15 protein-coding genes and 1 tRNA gene are annotated in these 13,872 nt (G+C 67.3%); 7 read left to right on the forward strand and 9 right to left on the reverse strand.

The genetic code is table 11. The features are described from left to right. From VFL64_RS09990 to VFL64_RS10010, 5 genes are all read right to left on the reverse strand, one after another. Positions 1-3,308 (reverse strand): type VI secretion system Vgr family protein (locus VFL64_RS09990; protein ID WP_489540227.1); only part of this gene is annotated, 3,308 nt, incomplete at its 3' end. Between the two features lie 174 nt (positions 3,309-3,482). Next, positions 3,483-3,573 (reverse strand) — tRNA-Ser (locus VFL64_RS09995). A gap of 48 nt (positions 3,574-3,621) precedes the next feature. Further along, on the reverse strand, positions 3,622-4,917 hold the full coding sequence (gene serS, locus VFL64_RS10000) for a serine--tRNA ligase (RefSeq protein WP_489540228.1): 1,296 nt from the start codon (positions 4,915-4,917) through the stop codon (positions 3,622-3,624). Next, complete coding sequence (gene ispH / locus VFL64_RS10005; protein ID WP_489540229.1) at positions 4,918-5,850, reverse strand: 4-hydroxy-3-methylbut-2-enyl diphosphate reductase; 933 nt, start codon at positions 5,848-5,850, stop codon at positions 4,918-4,920. It lies immediately after the preceding gene. Then, positions 5,850-6,305: an FKBP-type peptidyl-prolyl cis-trans isomerase gene (locus tag VFL64_RS10010; RefSeq protein ID WP_489540230.1), complete on the reverse strand. Its 456-nt coding sequence runs from the start codon at positions 6,303-6,305 to the stop codon at positions 5,850-5,852. The genes ispH and VFL64_RS10010 overlap by 1 nt, the downstream gene beginning before the upstream one ends. 48 nt (positions 6,306-6,353) lie before the next feature. Between VFL64_RS10010 and radC the strand changes: the two genes are divergently transcribed. From radC to VFL64_RS10025, 3 genes are all read left to right on the forward strand, one after another. Further along, complete coding sequence (gene radC, locus VFL64_RS10015; RefSeq protein WP_489540231.1) at positions 6,354-7,028, forward strand: RadC family protein; 675 nt, start codon at positions 6,354-6,356, stop codon at positions 7,026-7,028. 161 nt (positions 7,029-7,189) lie between these two features. Beyond that, positions 7,190-7,597 carry a hypothetical protein gene (locus tag VFL64_RS10020; protein ID WP_489540232.1) on the forward strand — a complete coding sequence of 136 codons (408 nt, stop codon included), beginning with the start codon at positions 7,190-7,192 and terminating at the stop codon, positions 7,595-7,597. A gap of 31 nt (positions 7,598-7,628) precedes the next feature. Next, on the forward strand, positions 7,629-8,276 hold the full coding sequence (locus tag VFL64_RS10025; protein WP_489540233.1) for a Smr/MutS family protein: 648 nt from the start codon (positions 7,629-7,631) through the stop codon (positions 8,274-8,276). Here the strand turns inward: VFL64_RS10025 and VFL64_RS10030 are convergent, their stop codons facing one another. From VFL64_RS10030 to VFL64_RS10040, 3 genes are read right to left on the reverse strand one after another with little or no spacing between them, the layout of a single operon-like run. Then, complete coding sequence (locus tag VFL64_RS10030; protein WP_489540234.1) at positions 8,277-8,678, reverse strand: group II truncated hemoglobin; 402 nt, start codon at positions 8,676-8,678, stop codon at positions 8,277-8,279. Then, positions 8,675-9,484: a MinD/ParA family protein gene (locus tag VFL64_RS10035; protein ID WP_489540235.1), complete on the reverse strand. Its 810-nt coding sequence runs from the start codon at positions 9,482-9,484 to the stop codon at positions 8,675-8,677. Before VFL64_RS10035 ends, VFL64_RS10030 begins: the two co-directional genes overlap by 4 nt. Positions 9,485-9,487: 3 nt before the next feature. Next, positions 9,488-10,219 carry a GGDEF domain-containing protein gene (locus VFL64_RS10040; RefSeq protein WP_489540236.1) on the reverse strand — a complete coding sequence of 244 codons (732 nt, stop codon included), beginning with the start codon at positions 10,217-10,219 and terminating at the stop codon, positions 9,488-9,490. Positions 10,220-10,415: 196 nt separating this feature from the next. On the opposite strand from VFL64_RS10040, the gene VFL64_RS10045 reads away from it, so the two are divergent. Genes VFL64_RS10045 through VFL64_RS10055 form a run of 3 tightly spaced genes read left to right on the forward strand, consistent with a single transcriptional unit; the run spans position 10,416 to position 13,111 of the window. Next, the gene (locus tag VFL64_RS10045) at positions 10,416-11,270 is read left to right on the forward strand and encodes a CheR family methyltransferase (RefSeq protein WP_489540237.1); all 855 of its coding nucleotides are present in this window, start codon (positions 10,416-10,418) and stop codon (positions 11,268-11,270) included. A 59-nt stretch (positions 11,271-11,329) separates the two neighbouring features. After that, positions 11,330-11,974: a chemoreceptor glutamine deamidase CheD gene (gene cheD, locus VFL64_RS10050; protein WP_489540238.1), complete on the forward strand. Its 645-nt coding sequence runs from the start codon at positions 11,330-11,332 to the stop codon at positions 11,972-11,974. Positions 11,975-12,022: 48 nt separating this feature from the next. Continuing rightward, a complete protein-coding gene (locus VFL64_RS10055; protein ID WP_489540239.1) occupies positions 12,023-13,111 on the forward strand; it encodes a protein-glutamate methylesterase/protein-glutamine glutaminase in 1,089 nt (362 codons plus the stop codon). Here the strand turns inward: VFL64_RS10055 and VFL64_RS10060 are convergent, their stop codons facing one another. Continuing rightward, complete coding sequence (locus tag VFL64_RS10060) at positions 13,112-13,369, reverse strand: hypothetical protein (protein ID WP_489540240.1); 258 nt, start codon at positions 13,367-13,369, stop codon at positions 13,112-13,114. A gap of 95 nt (positions 13,370-13,464) precedes the next feature. Between VFL64_RS10060 and VFL64_RS10065 the strand changes: the two genes are divergently transcribed. Beyond that, positions 13,465-13,872, forward strand: a 408-nt coding sequence (locus VFL64_RS10065; protein ID WP_489540241.1) for a LysR family transcriptional regulator, incomplete at its 3' end; no start/stop codon positions are given.

Consider the following 13,872-nt stretch of genomic DNA (forward strand, 5'->3'; position numbering starts at 1 on the left):
CCACTGAAGTCCGAGGCGCTCATTGCATGGCGTAGCTTTTCGTCTTGTGTCCAGTCAGGCCTTTCGCCGGCGACGTTGATTTGCACGGCGTGGCCCCGATACACCAGCCAGGTACCGTCGGGGTCTTGGCAGTAAGCCTGCGCTACGAGTCTTTGCTGCGCTGCGTCGAGCTGCACCTTGCCTTGCGCGTCGCTCATGCCGGATGCAACAACTTGCGCGTCTTCCAGCAAGGCCATGCCTTCCGGCTCACGCCGGCTGCGAGCAATCTTCCATTGCGTGAACGCGAGGGGGTGCCCGTTCGGCCCCGGCGTGTCTGCCAGCACCATGTTGAAAGCGAGGTCTCGCTCCGGCATCGCGGATCGCGGGAGTCTTGGCATCGGATAGCTCTCCGCACCAGGCCCCACCAAACTCTTCGTCGCCGCCTTGACCGTGATCTTCCCCGGGCACTGCACCGTGATCCCGCCACCTTCAATCACGATCTGCGCGCCCCCTGACGTGGACAGGGTGATCCTCTTGGCCGCCGCCCAATCAATGTGCCCACTGGCGCTCTGCACGTTGACGAGGTTCTTGGCCGCCACCTCCGCCTGTCCCGCCTGGGCCTGCATCTGCACCGGCCCCTGGCCTGCGATCAAGGTCATGCCGGTGCCCTGGGCTCCTTGCCCTGGCTGGACAGCACCGGCCAGAATGCCCAGGCTTTGGCCCGTGTGCAGGCGGGCCTGGTTGCCGCTGACCAGCTGGATGTCCTGCCCGGCCTGCACGCTGATCACCTCACCGCTGGCGAACTGGATGTCCTGGCCGGCCACGGTGGCCAGGCCAGCCTTGCCGGTGATGGCGACGATGGGGTCGGTGGTATGGGGCAGCTTGCCGCTCTTCGCTTGCGTGGCCTTGCTGCTCGCATCGCTCAGCGCGCTGTCTTGCGCCGCTTCGCTCACCATGCCGCTGGCGGCCTGGTGCAAGGCTTTCATCGGCGCGAGCTTGTCGCTCAAGCTGCTCTGGCTCGCCTTGATGCTGCCGATCGCGCTGGCCAGCGTGGTGGTCTGGTGGGTCTGGGCGGCCTGGTTGAAGCTGTCCGCAAGTGCTGCCGCCTGCTTGAGCAGGGCCATGCCGGGGGCGTTGTCGCCGGCCGGGTCGGCTTCGCGTGTGCCGTAGCTGCTGATGAGCAGGCCCTGCGTCGCGCGGATGGCGCCGTAGGCGTCGGTGCGCAACTCGAAACCTTGGCCCCGGTAACTGCCGCGGTGGTTGTCGGCCTGGTGGATCAGATGACCGAGGTTGAGCTGGGTGGCGTGCTGGGTGGTGGCCAGTTGCACGCGCAGCTGGCCGGGGGTGTCGTCGAAGACGAGCTGGTTGTAGCCCTCGCCTCCGAACTCCTTGCTCTTTGCTCCCGAGAGCGCGGCGGGGTTGTTCTGCGCGTTCGTGCCCGCCGTGGCGCCCCCCGGCGCACCGCCGTGCCAGGCCGGTGCGTTGCCAGCGCTCACGAGGTTGCCCTGGGCGCTGGGGCTGTGGTCGCTGCTCTGGCTGTAGGGCGTCAGGTCGGTCTCGCCCGCGGCGCCGCCGGGCGTGCGCGCCTGGCCGGCCTCGCCGCGGCCGTTGTAGAGGGTGCCGATGCACACAGGCCGGTCGATGTGGCCTTCGAGGAACTCGATGAGCACCTCTTGGCCGATGCGCGGGATGAACTGCTGGCCCATACCGGCGCCGGCCCAGCGCTGCACCACGCGCACCCAGCACGACTTGCGGTTGTCGTCGCGCGCATCGGCATGGCCGTTGCCTTGCCAGTGGAACTGGACGCGGATGCGGCCGAAGGCATCGGTGTACAGCTCGTCGGTCCCTTCAGGGCGCGTGTTGCCGCTGGGGCCAACCACCACGGCCGTCTGCACTCCCAGCGCCGTGGGCTGGGGCACATGCAAGGGCCGCCAGGGGATGGCCCGGCGGCAGGCCTCGAAGCGGTTGGCGTGGCCTGTGGCGGCGGCCTGCGCACTCAACTCGGGGTCGTTGGCCAGGGCGTCAAGCAGATCGGCCATCGGGTCGGGCTGGCCGCCCACGGCGAAAGCGTCACCATCAGGGGACGCCGCGTTCGCCATGGCTCGCGCGATGCGGCTGCTCAGTTCCTTGGGCAGGTTGTTGATGCCCAGGCTGTGCACGCAGTGCACGGTGAACTCGATGTCGGCCTCGCCGCGCCCCAGGTCGCTGAGGGCATCGAGCGTGCTTTGCTTGAGCTGGAAGAACTCGCCGGCACGCAAGCTGCGCACGGAGCTGCGGCCAAGCCAAGTCTTGTTGCGAAACTCGTGGGCCTGCTGGCCCAGTTCAGCCAGATGCTGCAACTCCGCGCTGGTGCAGCTACCGGTGTCGGCCGATGCACCCACGCTCAAGTAACTCTCCAGCCACGTGGCCATGTTTTGCACCACGGGAGCACCGAACTCGTGGCAGGTGGGTGCGCTGGCCGCGACAGCGGACTTGCTGGCGTAGTCCCAGACCAGCACGCTGGTGGTTGCCGGATTGAGGCTGCGCTGGCCGCCGAAGCTCTGGATAGCGTCCTGCTCTTGCATGGAACTCGCGGCCGAGGCGTGGAAGCGGATGCCGGGGCCACCGCGGGCGGATGCAGAGGTGATGTTCTGCGGCCAGCGCGCGCTGTCGGCAAAGAAAACGACGCGGTGCCCGGCCTTGGTGTCTTCGGCCTCTTCCAAGCGCCAGCCCAGACCGTGCGCCGCCAGCAGGCGTTGCATGAAGTGCAGGTTGGTCTCGCGGTACTGACAGCACAGCGGGTACACGCCACCGTTGGGGCCACGGGCCAGGAAGGCAGCGATGTCTTCGGCATCACCCGATTCGCTTTGCTCGCCCCAGCGCCAGTCGGCATATGCGCTGTAGGCTGCACCGCCGAGCACGGTGTCGACGATCTCGATGACGGTCTTGTTCTCCCACGCGCGGGAATGGGACTCGTGGGCGAGCAGCTGCACCCAGGGCCGCACGGTGAGCTGCAGGCGCTGGAAGCCGCCATCGGCTTCGAGCCGCCTCGCCTCGAAGACCAGGCCGCTGTGGGTGCGGGCGCTGCCGTCCGACAGGGCAGTTCTCAGCGCGAGCGGCTGGCCCAGCAGTTCGTGGATGGATACGCTGGCGTCGAGCGTGAGCACGTTCAGCTGCAGGACGAAAGGCTCGCCGACCTTGTCGACCAGCGTGAAGCGTTCGACCAGCAGGTCGCTGATGCGGCCGCCGCCGCTCAGGTTGTAGATGCGCTGGGCTTGGGTCCAGTCGGCCAGAAGATCATCGAATCTGGCTTGGGCACCGGTGATGGCGTCGCTCAGGCGATCGTTCATTCTTTCTTGTCCCTGTCAGGCAGGCCGCGATTTTGCGGCGCGGCCGGGCCTGTGGCGTGCATTGGTACACGCTCTTACAAGCCTCCACCCCTCTGGGGGTGTGCTGTTCGGGGCCAGGCCTGGCGCCTCTCAGCGCAAAGAAAAACGGGCCCCGAGGGGCCCGTTGTCTTCGACTGGCGGAGAGGGAGGGATTCGAACCCTCGGTACGGGGATACCGTACGCCTGATTTCGAGTCAGGTACATTCGACCACTCTGCCACCTCTCCTGATCTGGTGTTCGGCGGGTCGCGTTTCGCCGAGTCGCGCATTCTAGCTCAGGCTTGGAAGGTGGCCTGCCCACCCAGGTACGGTCGCAGCGCTTCGGGCACGGTGATCGAACCATCGGCGTTCTGGCCGTTCTCCAGCACGGCCACCAAGGTGCGGCCCACCGCCAGGCCGGAACCATTGAGCGTGTGCACCAGTTCGTTCTTGCCTTGCGCGTTCTTGAAACGCGCCTGCATGCGGCGCGCCTGGAAGGCTTCGCAGTTCGACACCGAGCTGATCTCGCGGTAGGTGTTCTGCGCTGGCAGCCAGACCTCGAGATCGTAGGTCTTGGTCGATCCGAAACCCATGTCGCCGGTGCACAGCGTGACGACGCGGTAGGGCAAGCCCAGCTTCTGCAACACCGCCTCGGCATGGCCGCGCATCTCTTCGAGCGCCTCGTAGCTCTTCTCGGGGTGGACGATCTGCACCATCTCGACCTTGTCGAACTGGTGTTGGCGGATCATGCCGCGCGTGTCGCGCCCGGCGCTGCCGGCCTCGCTTCGGAAGCAGGGGCTGTGCGCCGTCAGCTTGATGGGCAGCTGGTCGGCCGCGAGCACGGTGTCGCGAACAGTGTTGGTGAGCGAGATCTCCGAGGTGGAGATGAGGTACTGCACGGCCTGCGACTCGTCGCCACCGCGGCTGACCCAGAACATGTCTTCCTCGAACTTGGGCAACTGCCCAGTGCCTTCGAGCACCTCGCGGTTGACGATGTAGGGCGTGTAGCACTCGGTGTAGCCGTGCTGCTGCGTCTGCATGTCGAGCATGAACTGCGCGAGCGCGCGGTGCAAGCGCGCGACCGGGCCGCGCAGGAAGCTGAAGCGTGAACCCGAGAGCTTGGCGCCGGTGTCGAAGTCGAGGCCCAGCGGGGCGCCCAGGTCGACGTGGTCCTTGACCGGGAAGTCGAAGTTGCGCGGGGTGCCCCAGCGGTGGAGTTCCACATTGCCCTGCTCGTCCGCGCCCTGCGGCACGCTCTCGTGCGGCAGGTTGGGCACGCTCATCAGCATCTGCGAGAGCTCGGCCTGGATCACCTCCAGCCGGTCGGCCGAGGCCTTGAGCGCATCGCCCAGGCCGCCCACTTCGGCCATCACGGCCGTCGTGTCCTGCTTCTGCGCCTTGAGCTGCCCAATCTGCTTGGACAGGCTGTTGCGCTTGGCCTGCAGCTCCTCGGTTTGCGTCTGAATGGCCTTGCGTTCGGTCTCCAGCGACTGGAAGCGATTGACGTCGAGGAAAGGCTGGGGCGTCTTGCGCTTCTCCAGGGTGGCGATGACGCTCGCCAGATCCTTGCGCAGCAGAGTGATATCAAGCATTTATTTCAGACCTTTGGGCAAGGGGAAGTGCACCGTCTCTTCGGCGCCCGGCAGGGTGCGCACCGATACCGCGCCCAATGCCTTCAAACGGGTGATGACCTGCTGCACCAGCACATCGGGCGCCGAGGCGCCTGCGGTGAGGCCGACGCGGCGCTTGCCCTCGAACCACTCGGGCTGCAGGTCTTCGGGCTGGTCGACCATGTGGGCCTGCGCACCCAGGCGCTCGCCCAGTTCGCGCAGGCGGTTGCTGTTGGAGCTGGTGGGGCTGCCCACGACGATGAGCACGTCGACCTGCGGCGCCAGCACCTTGACGGCGTCCTGCCGGTTCTGCGTGGCGTAGCAGATGTCTTGCTGCTTGGGCTGGCGGATGTTGGGGAAGCGCTGCTTCACCGCATCGAGGATGCCGGCCGCATCGTCCACCGACAGCGTGGTCTGCGTCACCACTGCGAGCTTTTCGCTCTGCGCGACCTGTACCTTGGCGACGTCGTCCACGTCCTCCACCAGATAAATGCCCTCGCTGAGCTGGCCCATGGTGCCTTCGACTTCGGGGTGGCCCTTGTGGCCGATCATGATGAAGTCGTAGCCTTCCTTGTGCAGCTTGGCCACTTCGACGTGCACCTTGGTCACCAGCGGGCAGGTGGCGTCGAAGACGCTGAAGCCGCGCGCATCGGCCTCCTTGCGCACCGCCTGCGACACGCCGTGCGCGCTGAATACCAGCGTGGCACCAGGCGGCACCTCGGCCAGGTCTTCGATGAAGATCGCGCCCTTGGCCTTGAGGTCATTCACGACGTAGGTGTTGTGCACGATCTCGTGGCGCACGTAGATGGGTGCCCCGAACTTGGCGAGCGCGCGCTCGACGATCTCGATCGCGCGATCAACCCCCGCACAGAAGCCCCGCGGCTCGGCCAGGATCACCTCTTCGACGACGCTCATCACAGCACCCCGATCACGTGAACTTCGAAGGTCACCGGTTGGCCGGCCAGCGGGTGATTGAAGTCGAACAGCAGCCAATCGCTGCCCACCTCGCGCACCACGCCCGCATAGGCACCCTGGCCATCGGGCGTGGGGAACTGCACCACGTCGCCCACGCCGTATTCCTCGTCGGGGTCGCCCAGCTGGTGCAGCAGGCTCAGTTTCACGCGCTGCAGCATGTCCGGGTTGCGCTCGCCAAAAGCTTCGGACGGCGCCAGCTCGAAGCTGGTGCGCGTGCCCTCGGGCAGGCCGATCAGGCGCGCCTCCATCGCCGGCGCCAGCTCGCCCGAGCCCAGCGACAACGTGGCCGGCTTGTCGGCAAAGGTGTTGATGATGTCGGCACCATCGGGGCCGCAAAGACGGTAGTGCAGGGTCAGGAACGACCCCTGCTGCACGTGGTGGACAACGTGGTTCAATGAAATTCCTCGAAACAGCTCACGCCGAATTTTAGGTGCCCCGCCCCCATGGTGCTCAAAGACCTTCCGCCCGATGCCCGCCCGCGCGAAAAACTGCTGGCCCGCGGCCCAGCCGCCCTGGCCGATGCGGAACTGATTGCACTGCTGCTGCGCACCGGGCTCAAGGGCACGTCGGTGCTGCAGCTGTCGCACAACCTGCTCACCGAGTTCGGCGGCCTGAGCGGGCTGCTGGGGTCGCAACCCGACGACCTCAAGCGCATCAAGGGCCTGGGCCCCGCCAAGCGAGCGGAGATGAGCGCGGTGCTGGAGCTGGCCCGCCGCTCGCTCGCGCAAGAGCTGATGCAGCGGCCCGTGTTCGACTCGCCCACGCGCGTGAAGGAATACCTGCGGTTGCAGATCGGCTCGCGCCCGCACGAGGTGTTCGTGGTGCTGTTCCTCGATGCGCAGAACCGCCTCATCCGCCTGGAAGAGATGTTCCGCGGCACGCTCACGCAGACCAGCGTCTACCCGCGCGAGGTGCTCAAGCGCGCGCTGGAACTGGGCGCCGCCGCGGTGCTGCTGGCACACAACCACCCCTCGGGGGCAGCCGAGCCCTCCAAGGCCGACGAGTACCTGACGCAGACCCTGAACCAGGCACTCGCCCTGATCGACGTGCGCGTGCTCGACCACCTCGTGGTGGGGCAGGCCGAGGTGGTGTCCTTCGCGGAACGCGGGCTGATCTGACGCACCGGCGCTGACACTGCGGCGCGTGCGCTTCTGCGCAACCACGCCCTCGTTTCGGGGGACGCCCCCCCGAAGAGCGGCCGCAAGCGTGACATGCGTCCTTCCCCAAGCCCGCCCGCCACTTCTAAAGTGACCGGCAGGATCATTTCCAGGAGCGACCCATGAGCACCGACGCCATCGTGTGGCTTGCGCCCGTCTTGCTCGTGGTGGTCACCCTGGGCCAGTGGATCTTCTTGCGCTCGAGGTACCTCGACGGGCTCGCCAAGCAGCGCGCACGGCATGCGCAGCAGCTGCAGCTCGCGGGCCAGCACATCGAGCAGGCCAAGCGGCAGATCGCGCAACTGCAGCGAGATCTCAGCGCCACCAAATCGCAGCTCGCACGCCATCTCACCCGCGAGACCATGGCCGCCGGCCGACGTGCGCCGCCGGCCGCCGTCTCGCAGACGCCGCGTGAAGAGGCTGCGCCCACGCGACCTGGCCAGCCCTTCGACGGTTTCGCCGACACGCTGCCCTCGCTGCAGTACCCGCACGACCCCAAGCTGCTGACTACTTACCCCACCAACCGCTGAGCCTGGGCCCAGCGGGGGCTACAGTGGCCGGATGAACACCCGCCGCCGCGGCCTGCACGCACTGTCCGAGTTGAAGGACACGCTCGCCCGCGCGCGGCAAGAAGCCGAGCGTCAAGCGGCGCTGCAGCGCGAGATCGCTGCGCGCGAGAAGCGTGAGCGCGAACTCTTCGCCACCAGCGTGGGGCCGGTGCAGCCGCTGCGGCCCAGCGGGCGCGTGCGCCATGCCCTGGCCCCACCCTCGCCCGAACCGCGCCAGCGGCAGCGCGATGAGCAAGCGGCCTTGCGCGAATCGCTCTCCGACGAATTCAACGTCGACAGCCTGCTGGAGACGGACGAAACCCTCTCCTTCCGCCGCCCCGAGATCGGGCTGGACGTCGTTCGCAAGCTGCGCCGCGGCGGCTGGGCCATCCAGGCCCAGATCGACTTGCACGGGCTGCGGCGCGACCCGGCCCGGGTGCAGCTCAATGCCTTCATCCGCGAGGCGGCCGAACATGGCTTGCGCTGCGTGCGCGTGGTGCACGGCAAGGGACACGGTTCGCCGGGTCGCGAGCCTGTGCTCAAGGCGCGCGTGCGCAGCTGGCTGGTGCAGAAGAACGAGGTGCTGGCCTTCGTGCAGGCACGGCCGGCCGAGGGTGGCAACGGGGCGCTGGTGGTGTTGCTGAAGGCGCCAGGTGCTTGATCAGGCGCCGTGCTTGTTGCGCATCCAGTCGGCGGTCTTGAAGAAGGATTCTTCGAGTCGCTGGGTGAGAGTTGGGTCGAGTTCGGTTTCGACCATCGCCTGTTTCATGCACGCCATCCACTGGTCGCGCTCCGCGATGCCGATGGCGTAGGGCAGGTGCCGTGCGCGCAGCATCGGGTGGCCGAAGCGGTCGGTGTAATGCGACGGGCCGCCCAGCCAGCCGCACAGGAACCAGAACAGCTTGTCGCGCGAACCATCGAGCGGTGTGGGATGCAGGGCACGCAGGCCCGCGAAGGCGGGTTCCAGGTCCATCAGGTCGTAGAAGCGGTCGACGAGGGCGCGAACCGCTTGCTCGCCACCCACCCACTCGAACGGCGTGGCCGGTTTGGTTGCTTCCGTCATGTCGGCGTGGCCAGCTTGGCAGCAATCCCCACGATCCCCTTGGCGGCCTCGCAGCCCGGCAGGCTTTCGAGCAGCAGCTGGCGCTTCTGCACGGCTTCGCGCACCGCGGTGTCGGACGGGATCTCGCCCAGCAGCTCCAGCTTCACCGGCGTGCTGCCCTCGGCCAACGAGGGCGAGACGAAGCGGTCGACCACCTGCTGCAACTGGCCGCGGATCACGCGGCCTTCGCCGCTGCGGCTGACCTGGTTGACGACCAGCGCGATGCTGCTGCGCTGCTGCTGCGTGGCCAGCACCTTGATGGTGGCGTAGGCATCGGTCAATGAGGTGGGTTCGGGCGTGGCGACCACCAGCACGTCACTGGCCAGAGAGACGGCGAACAGCACCACGTCGGAGATGCCTGCGCCGGTGTCGAGCAGGATGCGGTCGTAGCGCGGTGCCACGGTCTCGATGATCTTGAGCAGCTGGTCGCGCACCTCGCTCGTGAGGCGCGAGTACTCCACCAGGCCGGAGCCGGCGAGCAGCACCGAGAAGCCGCCCGGTGCGGGCAGGATGGCGTCTTCGAGCTTGGCCTTGCCGGTGAACACGTCGTGCAGCGTGATCTTGGGGAAAAGGTTGAGCACCACATCGAGGTTGGCCAGGCCCAGGTCGGCATCCAGCACCAGCACGCGCTCGCCCCGGCGGGCCAGGGCGGCAGCCAGGTTGGCCGACACGAAGGTCTTGCCCACGCCACCCTTGCCGCTGGTGACGGCAAGAATGCGAGCCCGGCGGCCGGGGGCCGCTGCGGGGGGTGTCGGGGGAGTCGTCATGGCTTACTCGAGTTCCTGAAACTGGGAGTGGCCGAAGAGCATTCCCTTTTCTTCGGCGCTGACCAGCGAGACTGGAGGCATCTCCAGGCAGGCGCGGTTGCGGCCTTCTGTCTTGGCGCGGTAGAGCTGCTGGTCGGCGCGCTCGATCCACAGCGGCGCCGAGGAGCGCACCCACTGCGGCGCAAACGCACCGCCCAGGCTGATGGTGACCTTGAGCGTCTCGGTGAGGCTGACCGGCACCTCGCGCTGCTCCACCTTGCGGCGGATGCGCTCGGCCACGGTCTGGCCGAAGGCCGGCGGGCAATTGGGCAGGATGATGGCGAACTCTTCGCCGCCGAAGCGCGCCACCGTGTCCATCGGCCGCACGCAGTCCATGAGGCATTGCGCCACCGCCTGGATCACCAGGTCGCCGGCAGCGTGGCCGTGGGTGTCGTTGACGAGCTTGAAGCGGTCGATGTCGCACATCAGCACCAGGGCCGGTTCGCCGGCACGCGCCACGCGGTCGATCTCGCGCGCCAGCGCCAGCTCGAACTGGCGGCGATTCGCCAGGCCGGTGAGTGGGTCGCGGCTGGACAGGTCGCACAGCGCGTCGATGACGGCCTGCAGCCACGCGGCCGAACCCACCTCGTCGAGATGGGGCAAGGCATGGCCGGACTGCGCCAGCAACTGCAGGGCCGCCCCGAGCTTGAGCTGCGAGGGTTCGGCAGGCGCGGGCGAGGCAGGCACAGGGGTCATGGTGTTGCGGGCCAGTCTAGCAGCGCGCTTTTCGCACGAGGCCCCGGATATGAAACGTGAATACCCGCCAACTTGAACCTTCGCCGGCCCTCAAGCCACGCAGACTTGCTACCGATAAACCCGAAGGATCTTCTCGTCCGCCGAGGTGCGCCTCCTCGGGTTTGCAGTCCGACAAAAACACACGCCTGGAGCCTTCATGAGTGCAGCCGCATCGCCCGCCGAACTTGTTGCCCTGCGCAGCGCCGCGGGTGCCGAACAGGAGTTCAGCTTCAGTGCGGCCGACTTCGAGCGCGTGCGCCAACTGATCTACCAGCACGCCGGCATCAGCCTGCACGCGGGCAAGCAGGCCATGGTCTACAGCCGGCTCTCGCGCCGACTGCGCGAAACCAATATCCGCTCGTTCGCGCAGTACCTGCAGTCGCTGGAGAAGACGGCCGCCAACGACCCGGAATGGCAGGAGTTCGTGAACTGCCTCACGACCAACCTGACCTCCTTCTTCCGCGAAGAACACCACTTCCACGCGCTCGCCACCGACCTCAAGTCGCGCAGCGGCCAGAACCTGCGCATCTGGTGCAACGCCGCCTCCACCGGCGAAGAGCCCTACTCCATCGCCATGACCTGCGCCGAAGCCAACGCGTCGGTCAAGATCATTGCCAGCGACATCGACACCAAGGTGCTGGCCACCGCCGGCCGCGGCGTCTACAGCGCCGAGGCGCGCGGCCTGTCGCCCGAACGGCTGCGCGCGCACTTCCTGCGCGGCAAGGGTGCCAACAGCGGCTCCATTCGCGTCAAGCCCGAGCTGGCGCGGCTGATCGAGTTCCGCCCGCACAACCTGATGGACTCGCGCTGGTCGCTGGGCGAGCCCTTCGACATCGTGTTCTGCCGCAACGTCATGATCTATTTCGATGGCCCCACGCAGCGCCGCGTGCTGGAGCGCATCCACGGCGTGATGAAGCCCAAGAGCCTGCTCTTCGTGGGCCACTCCGAGAACTTCACCGAGTCCAAAGACCTGTTCCGCCTGCGTGGAAAGACGGTTTACGAACGCGTTTGAGTGAGCAGTTGTCACCGCTTCTCAAGCCACCCCCGATCCACACCGATACACGGAACACCATGGCCTTGATCTCCCCCTCCACTGCGGCTGCAGGTTCTCGCCTGGACAGACTCAAGAACCAGCCCCGCAAGCCGGGCGAGGCCTCGTTCTTTTTCTACGACGCGCACTTCAAGAACGACGCGGTCAAGATCCTGCCGGGCGAGTACTTCGTGTATGACGAAGACATCCTGATCATGACCACGCTGGGCTCGTGCATTGCCGCGTGCATCTACGACCGCCAGGCCAAGGTCGGCGGCATGAACCACTTCATGCTGCCCGACGGCGCAGGCGACTCGGGCCGCTACGGCTCGTACGCGATGGAACTGCTGATCAACGAGATGATGAAGCGCGGCGCCTCGCGCCTGACCATGGAAGCCAAGGTCTTCGGCGGCGGCCAGGTGGTGAGCGGCATGACCACCATGAACGTGGGCGAGCGCAACACCAACTTCGTCATGGACTACCTCAAGACCGAGCGCATCCCGATCGTCTCGAAGGATGTGCTCGACGTCTACCCGCGCAAGGTGTGCTTCCTGCCGGGCAGCGGCAAGGCCATGGTCAAGCGCCTCGCGCCCACCAACACCGATGCGCTGCTGGCCCAAGACCGCGCCGCGGCGCAGAGAGCCGTGCCGGCCGCAACCGGCGGCGGCTCGGTCGACCTGTTCTGAGGCGGACAAGACAGAGACAAGAGACAAAGAGACACGGGACACAACAACATGGCCAAGACACGCGTGGTGGTGGTGGACGATTCGGCGCTGGTGCGCAGCCTGCTCACCGAGATCATCAACCGGCAGGTCGACATGGAATGCATTGGCGCCGCGGCCGACCCGCTGGTGGCGCGCGAGATGATCCGCAACCTCAACCCGGACGTGATCACGCTCGACGTGGAAATGCCGCGCATGGACGGCATCGACTTCCTCTCCAAGCTGATGCGCCTGCGGCCGATGCCGGTGGTGATGGTGTCCACGCTGACCGAGCGCGGCGCCGAAGTCACCATGAAGGCCCTGGAGCTGGGCGCCATCGACTTCGTCGCCAAGCCCAAGATCGGCGTGGCCGACGGCCTGCGCCTGCTGGCCGAAGACATCACTGACAAGGTGCGCGTGGCCTCCAAGGCGCACGTGCGCAAGCTGGTGACGCCGGCCCCGGCTGCGCCCGGCAGCGCTGCCGCACGCCCGCACATGCCGGTGAGCGCCATCGGCCGGTTGTCGACGGAGAAGATCATCTTCATCGGTGCCTCCACCGGCGGCACCGAGGCCACCAAGGAAGTGCTGATGAACCTGCCGCCCGACTGCCCGGCGGTGGTGATCACGCAGCACATGCCGCCCGGCTTCACCAAGAGCTACGCGGCGCGGCTCGATGGTCTGTGCAAGATCCGCGTGGCCGAAGCGCGTGACGGCGAGCGCATCCTGCCCGGCCATGCCTACATCGCGCCGGGCGGCTTTCACCTGAGCGTGGAGCGCAGCGGCGCCAACTACATCGCCCGCGTGCAGGACGGCGACCCCGTCAACCGCCACAAGCCCAGCGTCGAGGTGCTGTTCAAGTCGGCCGCCCGCGTGGTGGGCCCCAACGCCCTGGGCATCATGCTCACCGGCATGGGCGCCGACGGCGCCAAGGCCATGAAGGAACTGCGCGACGCCGGCAGCTACAACTACGTGCAGGACGAAGCCAGCTGCGTGGTCTTCGGCATGCCGCGCGAGGCCATCAACGCCGGCGCGGCACACGAGGTGCTGCCGCTGACGCAGATTGCGCCCAAGCTCGTCGAGCGGCTGCGCAGCACGTCCGGCATGTCCACGAACCGCGTGTAGTCACCCGCCGCGCCACTGGCGCAGGTCGAGCATGCGCTGCTGGCGCGAGTCGCGGCGGTCCTGGGCGTGCGCCACCATCTCTTCGGGCGCACCGATGTCGCGCAACGTGTCGGCACTCAGGTCGGCCACGAAGCTGAACTCGCGCGCCTGGCGGGCGCCTTCGAGGTGTGCGGCCCAACGCGCGGCAATGCCGTGCCAAAGCTGGGCCACGGGGTGCGGCGAAAGAACCGGTTGCTGAGGGCAGGTGGTGGTGTTCATGGCGGGCTCCGTGGGGTGTGCTGAGACTGTGCTGGTAAGCATAGGAGCCCATCCTTCCCCGTGGAATCGATTTGTTCTGCACTGATCGGTAAGCTATGCTTACCAGCATGGCCCGACTGACCCTGCAAGCCCTGCCCGCCTTTCGCGCCGTCGCCCGGCTGCAGAACCTGCGTGCCGCCGCCGACACGCTGCACATCACCCACAGCGCCGTGAGCCAGCAGATCCGCGGCCTGGAAGAACAACTCGGCTTCGCCCTATTCGACCGCCGCGGCCGGCGCGTGGTGCTCAATGCCGCCGGCGAGGCGCTGCTGCGCAGCGTGGAGCCGGCGCTGGCCCAGCTCGACGACGGCGTGCAGGCCGCCGCAGCCGCCGCCAGCGGCGCGGCCCAGCGCCTGCGCGTGACCATGCTGCCCTCGTTCGCCAACCGCTGGCTGCTGCCGCGCATGGCGCGCTGGCGTGAGCGCCACCCCGAGCTCGCCATTGAGATCGATGCCACGCCGCAG

Origin of the sequence: Rhizobacter sp. (assembly GCF_035702065.1) — a bacterium.
In the GTDB taxonomy this organism is placed as follows: Bacteria; Pseudomonadota; Gammaproteobacteria; order Burkholderiales; family Burkholderiaceae_C; genus Rhizobacter.

Coding starts and splice junctions, on each gene's coding strand:
- serS (WP_489540228.1), bottom strand. CDS start 4,917: ATGCTTGATATCACTCTGCTGCGCAAGGATCTGGCGAGCGTCATCGCC.
- ispH (WP_489540229.1), bottom strand. CDS start 5,850: ATGAGCGTCGTCGAAGAGGTGATCCTGGCCGAGCCGCGGGGCTTCTGT.
- radC (WP_489540231.1), top strand. CDS start 6,354: ATGGTGCTCAAAGACCTTCCGCCCGATGCCCGCCCGCGCGAAAAACTG.
- VFL64_RS10020 (WP_489540232.1), top strand. CDS start 7,190: ATGAGCACCGACGCCATCGTGTGGCTTGCGCCCGTCTTGCTCGTGGTG.
- VFL64_RS10025 (WP_489540233.1), top strand. CDS start 7,629: ATGAACACCCGCCGCCGCGGCCTGCACGCACTGTCCGAGTTGAAGGAC.
- VFL64_RS10030 (WP_489540234.1), bottom strand. CDS start 8,678: ATGACGGAAGCAACCAAACCGGCCACGCCGTTCGAGTGGGTGGGTGGC.
- VFL64_RS10035 (WP_489540235.1), bottom strand. CDS start 9,484: ATGACGACTCCCCCGACACCCCCCGCAGCGGCCCCCGGCCGCCGGGCT.
- VFL64_RS10040 (WP_489540236.1), bottom strand. CDS start 10,219: ATGACCCCTGTGCCTGCCTCGCCCGCGCCTGCCGAACCCTCGCAGCTC.
- VFL64_RS10045 (WP_489540237.1), top strand. CDS start 10,416: ATGAGTGCAGCCGCATCGCCCGCCGAACTTGTTGCCCTGCGCAGCGCC.
- cheD (WP_489540238.1), top strand. CDS start 11,330: ATGGCCTTGATCTCCCCCTCCACTGCGGCTGCAGGTTCTCGCCTGGAC.
- VFL64_RS10055 (WP_489540239.1), top strand. CDS start 12,023: ATGGCCAAGACACGCGTGGTGGTGGTGGACGATTCGGCGCTGGTGCGC.
- VFL64_RS10060 (WP_489540240.1), bottom strand. CDS start 13,369: ATGAACACCACCACCTGCCCTCAGCAACCGGTTCTTTCGCCGCACCCC.